Source organism: Enterobacter sp. NFIX58 (assembly GCF_900110475.1).
Taxonomy (GTDB): Bacteria; Pseudomonadota; Gammaproteobacteria; order Enterobacterales; family Enterobacteriaceae; genus Enterobacter; species Enterobacter quasiroggenkampii.
The window spans coordinates 159,512-171,407 of record NZ_FODW01000005.1 but is presented as its reverse complement, the minus strand read 5'-3'; the positions used below and the strand labels follow the sequence as shown (position 1 = coordinate 171,407).

Annotated in this window: 11 protein-coding genes; 7 read left to right on the top strand and 4 right to left on the bottom strand. The window is 58.0% G+C overall.

Annotated elements, in window-relative coordinates:
• Positions 1 to 26 precede the first annotated feature (26 nt).
• Together envC and BMW97_RS19520 are read left to right on the top strand one after the other, a co-directional pair.
• Positions 27 to 1,286 carry a murein hydrolase activator EnvC gene (envC, locus tag BMW97_RS19525; RefSeq protein WP_025910576.1) on the top strand — a complete coding sequence of 420 codons (1,260 nt, stop codon included), beginning with the start codon at positions 27 to 29 and terminating at the stop codon, positions 1,284 to 1,286.
• 3 nt (positions 1,287 to 1,289) lie between these two features.
• Positions 1,290 to 2,222 (top strand): divergent polysaccharide deacetylase family protein, encoded by a 933-nt coding sequence (locus BMW97_RS19520; RefSeq protein ID WP_045907903.1) that lies wholly within the window; start codon positions 1,290 to 1,292, stop codon positions 2,220 to 2,222.
• Positions 2,223 to 2,233: 11 nt separating this feature from the next.
• Here the strand turns inward: BMW97_RS19520 and BMW97_RS19515 are convergent, their stop codons facing one another.
• The 3 genes from BMW97_RS19515 to kbl form a co-directional block, all read right to left on the bottom strand.
• Positions 2,234 to 3,034 (bottom strand): glycosyltransferase family 2 protein, encoded by an 801-nt coding sequence (locus BMW97_RS19515; protein WP_045907904.1) that lies wholly within the window; start codon positions 3,032 to 3,034, stop codon positions 2,234 to 2,236.
• 142 nt (positions 3,035 to 3,176) lie between these two features.
• A complete protein-coding gene (gene tdh / locus BMW97_RS19510) occupies positions 3,177 to 4,202 on the bottom strand; it encodes an L-threonine 3-dehydrogenase (protein WP_024906616.1) in 1,026 nt (341 codons plus the stop codon).
• Positions 4,203 to 4,211: 9 nt separating this feature from the next.
• Complete coding sequence (gene kbl / locus BMW97_RS19505; RefSeq protein ID WP_045907905.1) at positions 4,212 to 5,408, bottom strand: glycine C-acetyltransferase; 1,197 nt, start codon at positions 5,406 to 5,408, stop codon at positions 4,212 to 4,214.
• Positions 5,409 to 5,623: 215 nt separating this feature from the next.
• On the opposite strand from kbl, the gene rfaD reads away from it, so the two are divergent.
• Genes rfaD through BMW97_RS19480 form a run of 5 tightly spaced genes read left to right on the top strand, consistent with a single transcriptional unit; the run spans position 5,624 to position 10,803 of the window.
• Entirely contained in the window at positions 5,624 to 6,556 is a 933-nt protein-coding gene (gene rfaD, locus BMW97_RS19500) for an ADP-glyceromanno-heptose 6-epimerase (protein WP_008502707.1), read from the top strand.
• A 2-nt stretch (positions 6,557 to 6,558) separates the two neighbouring features.
• Positions 6,559 to 7,605, top strand: coding sequence for an ADP-heptose--LPS heptosyltransferase RfaF (gene rfaF / locus BMW97_RS19495; RefSeq protein WP_045907906.1), 1,047 nt, complete (start codon positions 6,559 to 6,561; stop codon positions 7,603 to 7,605).
• A 3-nt stretch (positions 7,606 to 7,608) separates the two neighbouring features.
• Entirely contained in the window at positions 7,609 to 8,595 is a 987-nt protein-coding gene (rfaC, locus tag BMW97_RS19490; protein ID WP_045907907.1) for a lipopolysaccharide heptosyltransferase RfaC, read from the top strand.
• A complete protein-coding gene (gene rfaQ / locus BMW97_RS19485) occupies positions 8,588 to 9,697 on the top strand; it encodes a putative lipopolysaccharide heptosyltransferase III (protein WP_023618272.1) in 1,110 nt (369 codons plus the stop codon). Before rfaC ends, rfaQ begins: the two co-directional genes overlap by 8 nt.
• Positions 9,694 to 10,803 (top strand): glycosyltransferase family 4 protein, encoded by a 1,110-nt coding sequence (locus tag BMW97_RS19480; protein WP_045907908.1) that lies wholly within the window; start codon positions 9,694 to 9,696, stop codon positions 10,801 to 10,803. Before rfaQ ends, BMW97_RS19480 begins: the two co-directional genes overlap by 4 nt.
• Here BMW97_RS19480 and BMW97_RS19475 read toward each other — a convergent pair.
• A complete protein-coding gene (locus tag BMW97_RS19475) occupies positions 10,782 to 11,885 on the bottom strand; it encodes a glycosyltransferase family 4 protein (protein WP_045907909.1) in 1,104 nt (367 codons plus the stop codon). The two genes, BMW97_RS19480 and BMW97_RS19475, sit on opposite strands and share 22 nt — an antisense overlap.
• Positions 11,886 to 11,896: the final 11 nt, after the last annotated feature.

Here is an 11,896-nt window from a genome sequence, read left to right as displayed (position 1 = left end):
CCATGAGGGGAAAGGCGATTTTTTCAATCACATGGGTCGTGAAGCCGCTTAGGTTATCAGTCAGACCTCTGTTTTACGCCAGCGCACTCAGCGCTGGCGTATTGCTGTGCGCCGCATCCGCCCACGCGGATGACCGCGACCAGCTGAAATCCATTCAGGCCGATATCGCCGCCAAAGAGCGTGCGGTACGCCAGCAGCAGCAGCAGCGCGCCGCCCTGCTCGCCCAGCTTAAGCAGCAGGAAGAGGCCATCTCCGCTGCCACGCGTAAACTCCGTGAAACGCAAAACACCCTCGCCCAGCTGAATAAGCAGATCGACGAGATGAACGCGTCGATTGCCAAACTGGAGCGCCAGCGCGATGCGCAGGAGCGCAATCTTGCGGCACAGCTTGATGCCGCATTCCGCCAGGGTGAACATACCGGACTCCAGCTGATCCTCAGCGGCGAAGAGAGCCAGCGCGGCCAGCGCCTGCAGGCCTACTTTGGCTATCTGAACCAGGCGCGTCAGGAGACGATCGCGCAGTTGAAGCAGACGCGCGAAGAGGTCTCCACGCAAAAAGCCGAACTGGAAGAGAAGCAGAGCCAGCAACAGACGCTGCTCTACGATCAGCAGGCACAGCAGGCGAAGCTCGAGCAGGCGCGCAACGAGCGTAAGAAAACCCTTGCCGGTCTCGAGTCCTCGATTCAGGAAGGGCAGAGCCAGCTGAGCGAAATGCGCGCCAACGAATCCAAACTGCGTAACAGCATCGCCCGTGCGGAAGCCGCGGCGAAAGCGCGCGCCGAAAAAGAGGCTCGCGAGGCGCAGGCCGTTCGCGACAAGCAGCAGGAAGCCTCCCGCAAAGGCACCACCTACAAACCAAGCGAAAGTGAACGTTCCCTGATGTCGCGTACCGGCGGCCTGGGTTCACCTCGCGGCCAGGCTTTCTGGCCCGTTCGCGGTTCAATTCTGCATCGCTATGGCGAACAGCTGCAGGGTGAGCTACGTTGGAAAGGGATCGTTATCGGTGCGTCTGAAGGTAGCGAAGTGAAAGCGATTGCCGATGGTCGCGTGATTCTGGCCGACTGGCTGCAGGGTTACGGACTGGTGGTGGTGGTCGAACACGGTAAAGGTGATATGAGCCTTTACGGCTACAACCAGAGCGCGCTGGTCAGCGTCGGCACGCAGGTGCGCGCGGGCCAACCCATCGCCCTTGTGGGCAGCAGTGGCGGTCAGGGCCGCCCGTCACTCTATTTCGAAATTCGTCGTCAGGGTCAGGCGGTCAATCCACAGCCGTGGTTGGGAAGATAAGTTTTGCTTCAATTTCGTCGAATCGTTTTCTCCGTCGTCAGCGCGCTGGCGCTGGCTGCACCGGTATACGCCGGTAAACTCGCCATCGTGATAGATGACTTCGGTTATCGTCCACATTATGAAAATCAGGTGCTGGCGATGCCGTCGGCCATCTCCGTTGCCGTCCTGCCGAATGCCCCCCACGCGCGTGAGATGGCGACCAAAGCCCACAGCAGCGGTCATCAGGTTCTCATCCACCTGCCCATGGCCCCGCTCAGCAAGCAGCCGCTGGAAAAAGATACCCTGCGCCCGGATATGAGCAGCGAGGAGATCGAGCGCATCATCCGCGACGCCTACAACAAGGTGCCGTATGCCGTAGGGCTGAACAACCATATGGGCAGCGCGATGACCTCCAGCCTGTACGGGATGCTAAAAGTGATGCAGGCGCTGGAGCGTTACAATCTCTACTTCCTCGACAGCATGACCATCGGCAACAGCCAGGCGATGCGCGCCGCTCAGGGAACGGGCGTAAAGGTGATTAAGCGCAAGGTATTCCTGGATGACACCCAGAACGAAGCCGATATTCGTATGCAGTTCAATCGCGCGGTACAGCTGGCCCGCCGCAATGGTTCGGCCATTGCCATCGGTCACCCGCACCCGTCGACCGTTCGCGTCCTGCAGCAAATGCTGCCGACCTTACCTTCCGATATCACGCTGGTGCGCCCGAGCGATCTGCTTAACGAGCCGCAGGTGGATACCTCTACGCCGAATTCTGCGCAGCCCGTGCCGACCGCACCGCGTAATCCGTTCCGCGGCGTGAAGCGCTGCGTACCGAAGCAGCCGCTTGAACCGGTCTACGCGACCCGCTTCTTCTCTGTCATCGGAGACAGCATCAGTAACAGTACGCTGGTGAAATACGTCCAGCAGCAGTGGCAGGGATGGGGTAAGAAAGCCTGACCGCCTGACGCTTATTTCGCAATCTGAGAGTCCGTCTGCTCATTCGCAACGGGCTCTTTTTTCTCCTGATGCTGATACCAGGATTTGAAATACTTCAAAAAGCTGTAGGCTGTAGCATACAGTCCCGTCACGACCCCAACCTTGCCCTGACGCCAGGCTCCGCTGAACAGATACCATTTGAAGAACGCCCCGATAGCGCTGATGATGCCGCGTCCGATCGAAGGGCGAGCCGGCTGGTACTTCACCAGCCGGGTGGTGTAGCTGTTGAGCTTGTTGAACACTTCATGAAGGTTATAAAACGTGTCGTGACGCACCCGCCCCGGCATTTTCATGGCGACAATCTTGCCTTCAACTTTGTCATCCACGGGTCGTTGGTTGAAGCGAGCCTGGGTACGATTGAACAGCCGCACCGGGAAATCAGGGGAGGAAACAGGGTAGATTGTACGCACTTCTTCACCCAGCACGTGCCAGTACCGGGCGATACGCCAGGCGCGATCGGCGGAAGGTTCATCCCCGGCTTTCAGGGTCAGAATAAAGTCGACAGTCTCCGCGTCCAGAATCTCGTCGCTATCCATGCAAAGCACCCAGTCATTGCTCGCCAGATCGATCGCATGGTTCATCTGCACGCCATGCATAGCATAGGGGTGATGATGAAGGGAGAGCCCGTACTCGCGGCAAATAGAAAGAGTGGCATCCGTACTGCCGGAATCCAGAACGACAATTTCATCTGCCACCGTCAGCAGCGGAGGAATCACCTCGCGCAGCAAACGCGCAGAATTACAGGTCAATAAACAAACGGTAAGCTTGAACATAGGCGCTGTAAACTTAAACGGATAATCAACAAACTTTATAAGTGTGCGGGTAAAAAAGCGAAGGAAAAATCGAAATAATCTGATTGCGGATGTAAGAAACGTGAAGAGGCCGTAAAAAAAGCGCCCGAAGGCGCTTTCTCTGTTACTCCCAGCTCAGGATCACTTTCCCTGACTGGCCGGAACGCATCGCGTCAAAGCCCTGCTGGAACTCATCGATGGAGAAACGGTGAGTAATAATCGGGGACAGATCCAGACCCGACTGAATCAACGCCGCCATCTTATACCAGGTCTCAAACATCTCGCGGCCATAGATGCCCTTGATGAACAGCCCCTTGAAGATCACTTTGTTCCAGTCGATAGACATATCCGACGGCGGGATACCCAGCATCGCGATACGACCACCGTGGTTCATGGTGTCGAGCATGGTGCGGAACGCCGGCGGCGCGCCGGACATCTCCAGGCCCACGTCGAAGCCCTCGGTCATGCCCAGCTCTTCCATCACGTCGGTCAGGCTCTCTTTCGAGACATCCACCGCGCGGGTGACGCCCATTTTGCGCGCCAGCGACAGGCGGTATTCGTTCACGTCGGTGATCACGACATTGCGTGCTCCCACGTGCTTCGCCACGGCCGCCGCCATGATGCCGATTGGGCCCGCACCGGAGACCAGCACGTCCTCACCCACCAGATCGAAGGAGAGCGCCGTGTGTACCGCGTTACCAAACGGGTCGAAGATGGAGGCCAGATCGTCAGAGATATTGTCCGGGATTTTGAAGGCGTTAAAGGCCGGGATCACCAGATATTCCGCGAAGCAGCCCGGACGGTTCACGCCCACGCCGATGGTATTGCGGCACAGGTGCGTACGCCCACCGCGGCAGTTACGGCAGTGGCCGCAGGTAATATGACCTTCACCGGAAACGCGGTCGCCGATTTTGAAGCCTTTCACTTCCTGGCCGATACCCACCACTTCACCGACATATTCGTGACCGACAACCATCGGTACAGGAATGGTTTTCTGCGACCACTGGTCCCAGTTGTAGATGTGAACGTCAGTACCGCAGATAGCTGTTTTACGAATTTTGATCAGCAGATCGTTATGACCGACTTCCGGTTCCGGCACGTCGGTCATCCAAATCCCTTCTTCCGCTTTCAGTTTGGATAACGCTTTCATCACACGTCCTCAGGCAATGACGCCCAGCTGTTTACCGATGCGGGTAAAGGCTTCCACCGCACGTTCAATTTGTTCAGGCGTATGCGCCGCAGACATCTGGGTGCGGATACGTGCCTGACCTTTTGGCACCACCGGGAAGAAGAACCCGGTGACGTAAATCCCTTCTTTCTGCAGTTCGCGGGCAAATTGCTGCGCCACGACCGCATCGCCCAGCATCACCGGAATGATCGCATGATCGGCACCGGCCAGGGTGAACCCTGCTGCGCTCATTTTTTCACGGAACAGACGGGCGTTAGACCACAGACGGTCGCGCAGCTCAGCTCCGGACTCCACCATCTCCAGCACTTTGATAGAAGCGGCAACAATCGCTGGCGCCAGGGAGTTGGAGAACAGATACGGACGGGAGCGCTGACGCAGCCACTCAACCACCTCTTTGCGCGCAGCGGTATAGCCGCCGGATGCGCCGCCGAGCGCTTTGCCCAGCGTACCGGTGATGATGTCCACGCGGCCCATGACGTCGCAGTATTCGTGGGAGCCCCGGCCGTTTTCGCCGACAAAGCCCACCGCGTGAGAGTCATCGACCATCACCAGCGCGTCATATTTATCTGCCAGGTCACATACGCCCTTCAGGTTGGCGATCACGCCGTCCATGGAGAACACGCCGTCGGTGGCGATCAGCACATGTCGAGCGCCCGCTTCACGGGCCTCTTTCAGGCGCGCTTCCAGCTCAACCATGTCGTTGTTGGCGTAGCGGAAACGCTTCGCTTTGCACAGGCGCACGCCGTCAATGATGGAAGCATGGTTCAGGGCGTCGGAGATAATGGCATCTTCTGCGCCGAGCAGGGTCTCAAACAGGCCGCCGTTGGCGTCAAAGCAGGAGGAGTACAGAATCGCATCTTCCATTCCGAGGAAGGTTGCCAGCTTTTGCTCAAGCTGCTTGTGGCTGTCCTGGGTTCCGCAGATAAAGCGTACGGAGGCCATGCCGAAGCCGTGGGTATCCATGCCGTTTTTGGCAGCGGCAATCAGCTCAGGGTGATTCGCAAGACCTAAGTAGTTGTTCGCACAAAAGTTGATCACATGGCTGCCGTCGGCAACGGTGATGTCCGCCTGCTGGGCAGACGTGATAATACGCTCTTCCTTGAACAACCCTTCCGCACGTGCGGTCTCGAGGTCGCTGTTTAACTGTTTGTAAAAATCACCACGCATTGCAATTCTCCAGACTCGGCAAATTTCGGGACATATTACCCAAACCTATAGTTCATGACGAGATGACACGTCATCTCTTGTCGTTTTTGCAGCATAAATCACGTGTACCCTTGCGCTATGTCGGTGAATGGCTGAAGGGCAGCCATACTAATGATATGATAGAAACATTAGCGTCCGGGATTGTCCCCGGGCTCCACACTTCAAAGGTTACAGTTATGATCATCGTTACCGGCGGCGCAGGCTTTATCGGCAGCAATATTGTTAAGGCTCTCAATGACAAAGGCATCACCGACATCCTGGTGGTTGACAACCTGAAAGACGGCACCAAGTTCGTTAACCTGGTGGATCTGAACATCGCTGACTACATGGATAAAGAAGACTTCCTTATCCAGATTATGGCAGGTGAAGAGTTCGGCGAGATCGAAGCCATCTTCCACGAAGGTGCCTGCTCGTCCACTACCGAGTGGGACGGCAAGTACATGATGGACAATAACTATCAGTACTCCAAAGAGATCCTGCATTACTGCCTGGAGCGTGAAATTCCGTTCCTGTATGCCTCTTCTGCTGCCACCTACGGCGGGCGCACCTCGGACTTCATCGAGTCCCGCGAATATGAGCAGCCGCTGAACGTCTACGGTTACTCCAAGTTCCTGTTCGACGAATACGTACGTCAGGTACTGCCAGAAGCGAACTCGCAGATCGTCGGTTTCCGCTACTTCAACGTCTACGGACCGCGCGAAGGCCACAAAGGCAGCATGGCGAGCGTGGCGTTCCACCTGAACACCCAGCTGAATAACGGTGAAAGTCCAAAACTGTTCGAAGGCAGCGACGGCTTTAAGCGTGACTTCGTCTACGTGGGTGACGTGGCCGCCGTAAACCTGTGGTTCTGGGAAAACGGCGTGTCCGGCATCTTCAACCTCGGTACCGGCCGCGCAGAGTCCTTCCAGGCGGTGGCTGACGCCACGCTGGCGTACCATAAAAAAGGCAGCATCGAGTACATTCCGTTCCCTGACAAGCTGAAAGGCCGTTACCAGGCGTTCACGCAGGCCGATCTGACTAACCTGCGCGCCGCAGGTTATGACAAGCCGTTCAAGACCGTTGCCGAAGGCGTAACGGAATATATGGCCTGGCTGAACCGCGACGCGTAAGTATGAGAATTCTGGTGATCGGCCCGTCATGGGTGGGCGACATGATGATGTCGCAAAGTCTCTATCGCACGCTCAAGGCGCGTTATCCCCAGGCGATAATCGACGTGATGGCACCCGCGTGGTGCCGTCCGCTGTTATCGCGTATGCCGGAAGTGAATGAAGCGATCCCGATGCCGCTCGGCCACGGAGCGCTGGAGATTGGCGAGCGCCGCAAGCTCGGCCATAGCCTGCGCGAAAAGCGGTACGATCGTGCGTATGTCCTGCCCAACTCCTTTAAATCCGCGCTGGTGCCCTTCTTTGCGGGCATCCCGCATCGCACCGGCTGGCGCGGCGAAATGCGCTACGGTCTGCTGAACGATGCGCGGGTGCTGGATAAAGCGGCCTGGCCATTAATGGTGGAGCGCTACGTGGCGCTGGCCTATGACAAAGGCGTGATGCGCAGTGCGAAAGACCTGCCGCAGCCGCTGCTCTGGCCCCAGCTTCAGGTTAACGACGGTGAAAAATCCCAGACCTGCAGCGCGTTTGGCCTTTCGTCTGAACGCCCGATGATTGGCTTCTGCCCTGGCGCCGAGTTCGGTCCGGCAAAACGCTGGCCGCACTACCACTATGCGGAGCTGGCGAAACAGCTGATCGACGAAGGCTACCAGATTGTCCTGTTCGGTTCGGCAAAAGACCACGAGGCGGGCAACGAAATTCTCGCCACACTCAGTAATGAACAGCAGGCCTGGTGCCGCAACCTGGCGGGAGAAACGCAGCTTGAACAGGCCGTTATTCTGATTGCAGCCTGTCACGCTGTGGTCACCAACGATTCAGGCCTGATGCACGTCGCCGCTGCACTCAACCGCCCGCTGGTAGCGCTGTATGGCCCAAGCAGCCCGGACTTCACGCCTCCGCTTTCCCATAAAGCGCGCGTCATCCGCCTGATCACCGGCTACCACAAGGTGCGCAAAGGCGATGCCGCAGAAGGTTATCATCAGAGCCTGATCGACATTACGCCAGCGCGCGTTCTCGAAGAACTCAACGCACTGCTGTTGAGCGAAGAAGGATAACGAATGCGGGTATTGATCGTTAAAACCTCTTCGATGGGTGATGTTCTGCATACGCTGCCGTCGCTGACGGACGCCATGCGGGCCATCCCCGGCATTCGTTTTGACTGGGTGGTGGAAGAAGGCTTCGCGCAGATCCCCACCTGGCATGAAGCGGTTGACCGCGTGATCCCGGTGGCGATTCGCCGCTGGCGCAAAGCGTGGTTCTCCGCGCCGATTAAAGCCGAACGCAAAGCCTTTCGCGAGGCGGTGCGGGCACAGCATTACGACGCCATCATTGACGCGCAGGGGCTGGTCAAAAGCGCCGCGCTGGTAACGCGTCTGGCGCACGGCGTAAAGCACGGGATGGACTGGCACAGCGCCCGAGAACCGCTGGCGAGCCTGTTTTATAACCGTCGTCATCACATCGCAAAGCAACAGCATGCCGTCGAACGTACCCGCGAGCTGTTTGCCAAAAGCCTGGGGTATGCGAAACCGGAAACCCAGGGCGACTATGCAATTTCCCGGCATTTCCTGCACGCCTCATCGCAGAAAAGCGACCCTTATTTGATTTTCCTTCACGCGACAACCCGCGATGACAAGCACTGGCCGGAAGCGTACTGGCGCGAACTGATCGGCCTGCTGGCGAGCGCGGGGCTGCGTATCAAACTCCCGTGGGGCGCACCGCACGAAGAGGCACGGGCCAAACGTCTGGCAGAAGGGTTTGATTACGTGGACGTTCTGCCGCGCATGAAACTTGACGGCGTCGCTCAGGCGCTGGCAGGCGCTACGGCTGTGGTTTCTGTGGATACGGGCCTCAGCCACCTGACGGCGGCGCTGGACCGACCTAACATCACGCTTTACGGCCCAACGGACCCGGGCCTGATCGGCGGCTATGGAAAAAATCAGTATATCTGCCGCCCGGAACACTCATCGCAGTTGAGCGATCTCAGCGCCGCTGCGGTATTTGCGCAATTAGAGCCTTTGCTGGCAGCAGAGAGAGCCTATGTCTGATTTTTTCTCAGCGGAGCGCCCGCCAAAGCGCGTGCTGATTATTAAGCTGCGTCACCACGGTGACGTTCTGCTTACCTCGCCGGTGTTTACCGTGCTGAAAAAGAACTGGCCGAACGTGGAAGTCGATGCGCTGGTTTATGACGATACCCAGGCGATGCTGACCAGCCATCCGCATATCGACCAGGTGCATACTATTGGGCGCAACTGGCGCAAGAAGGGCTGGTTTGAACAATTTCGCCTCTACCGCGCCCTGCTGAATACCCTGAAAGGCCGTCAGTATGACGTGCTGATTAATCTGACCGAACACTGGCACGGCGCGCGTCTGGCGCGTCGCCTGAAACCGCGCGTCTCCGTCGGCTTTAAGCCGGATAAACGCGGGGGCCTGGCACGTCGTCGCTGGGTGAAATCGTTCACCACGCTCTACCCGGCCATTCAGGACAACAGCCGCCATATGGTGGAAGTCAATCTGGATGCCCTGCGCCGAATCGGTATTCATCCGCAGTCCGACGAAGACAAGCATACGCTTTTTGTGCCTGGTGACGCGGCAGAAGCCTCTGTGGCCGAAAAACTGGCCGGGTTTGGGCTCACGAGTAAGTCCTACATTCTGGTTCACCCGACCTCGCGCTGGATGTTTAAGGCCTGGGATATCAAAAAACTGGCAGCGACCATTGATAACCTGGCGGCGCGCGGCCTGCCGATCGTCCTCTCCGCCGCACCGTCAAAAGAAGAGAAGGCCTACATGGATGAGCTGCGCGCAGCCCTCACCCAGCCGGTCTTTGATTTAAGCGGTCAGCTGAACCTGAAAGAGCTGGGTGCGCTGATGAAGCACGCCCGGGTGTACTTCGGCGTGGATTCCATGCCAATGCATCTTGCAAGCGCCGTCGGTACGCCGACCGTCGCTATCTTTGGCCCTACCGGCGCCATCAAATGGGCACCGTGGGGGGTAAATTATCGTGTGATTGTGGCCGGGTTTACCTGCCAGCCGTGCGGCAAAGCGGGCTGCGGAGACAGCGGTGTCTCAGACTGCATTACGGCCATCACCCCACAGCAGGTGCTAAGCGCCATTGATACGATGCTTCTGGAAACGGAAACCCCTGCATGAAGCTGGCCATTGTTCGACAGACCTACAACCCCAACGGTGGCGCAGAGCGTTTTGTCTCACGTGCGCTGAACGTGCTGGCGCAGGATACCTCCCTTGATGTCACGCTGATTGCTCGCCAGTGGGAGGATGCCGCAGGCTGGAAAACGTTGACGGTCAATCCGCCGTTTCGCAATCGCATCGCGCGTGAATCCGGTTTTGCCGTCGAAGCCGCCGCGCATTTTACGCAGTTTGATATTGTGCAAAGCCACGAACGCATACCGGGCGCCACCATCTTCCGGGCGGGCGACGGTGTTCACGCCACCTGGCTTGAGCAATATGGTCGTATTCTGTCGCCACTGGCGCGTTGGGCGCAGTCTCTGAGCCGTTATCACCGCTACATTCTGCAGGCCGAGGCGCAGATGTTTACCCATCCGCAGCTGCGCAAGGTGATCTGTAATTCGAAGATGGTTCGCGATGATATCGCCCGTCGTTTCGGACTGTCGGAAGACAAGCTGACGGTGATCTACAACGGCGTAGACACCGTTCAGTTTAGTCCTGAGGTCCGCGCCCTTTCGCAGCGTGATGCACTGGGTATTCCCCGTAACGCACCGGTACTGGCGTATGTTGGGTCAGGCTTCAGCCGCAAAGGCGTCGCCACCGCGCTGCGCGCTATTGTGCCGCATCCTGACGTCTGGCTGCTGATTGCCGGCCGCGATAAACATGCGCGGAAGTTCGAAAAGCTGGCGCAGGCGCTGGGAATTTCCTCTCGAGTGACGTTCCTGGGCCCCGTAGCCAACGTGCGTGAAGTGTATGGCACGGCTGATGCCCTTATCCTGCCGACGCTCTACGATCCCTTCCCGAACGTCTGCGTGGAAGCCCTGGCCTGTGGTTTGCCACTGCTCACCAGCCACGGTTGTGGCGCGGCGGAGTGGATAACCGAGGGTCAAAACGGCTGGGTACGCGATGCGCTGGATAGCGAAGGTTACCAGCAGGCCATCTCGCTGTGGCTAAAAGGCCGTGAACAGGGTGTCGATTACGTCGCTGCCGCGCGTGCGACTGCGGAGCCTTTCACCCTGGAGAGAATGGCCCGAGAGCTACAAACGCTTTATCGCGATTTGCTGCGCTGAGCGGCATCGGAGAAGACCTTCTCCATCGCATCCAGCATACATTCGCGGGTAAAGTGCGTGCTCAGGTAGTCATACCCCTGTTGCGCGAGCGTCTCGCGAAGGGCTGAGTCGGCATAGAGTTTCATTATGGCATCGCGCAGTGCGTTTTCGTCGCGCTGGGCGACCAACAATCCCGTCTGCCCGTTAATCACCGCATCCCCCGTTCCACCGGCATCCGTCGCAATAGTTGCAATACGGGTGGCTAACGATTGCAGGACGCCCTGCGGCACACCTTCCATATCATGCGAAGGACTCAGCGCAATATCAAAGGCCGGAAACCAGCGTTCCGGATCGGGTTGATGTCCCGCCATGACCACGCGCTGCTGTAATCCCAGCGCGGCGATTTCCTGTTCCAGCGTCGCCTTGTGCGGGCCTTCGCCAACAATCGCCAGCTTGATGTGTGGATTGTCGATTTTCGCCAGGGCATGCAACAGTACGCTATGGCCTTTGTTCGGGCGCAAATGCGACACCACGCCCAGCCAGAAATCTTCCTCAGACAGGCCACAATGCGCGCGAGCTTCGTGCTTATCTCCCGGATGGAAACGCTGCGTATCGACACCGCTTGGCACCGACGTACTCTGAGACATCGGCACGCCAATATTTGCCACCTGATGGCGCAGCGCCTCCCCGGTAGTCACGATGTGCGCGCAGGCGGTGCGGAACAGCCAGCGTGTCGTCCAGTTGTTACGCGGAACGCCGGACGCATGACGGGTTCTCACCAGTGGTACGGAGTTGGAGAGCGTCAGATTCGCCAGCGCCACCAGCCAGGTATCGGCAGAGTTATGGCTATTGATGACGTCAATCGACTGACGGTTATCCTTCAGCCAGCGACGCAGCAGCTGCAGGTTTTTAAGGTTCTTACGCTTCAACGGCATCGTGACCACCGTCAGACCGGCACTGCGTGCCAGCGCGTGAAGCGGCGCAGTTTCCGGACAAAGGAGAGTCACCTGATGGCCACGCTGAATCATCCCAAGCGATTCGTTGATAATGCGCAGAGGCTGCCCGCCTTTGCCGCCGTCTGCTTCAGTGTGAACAATGTGCATATATTTCCTGT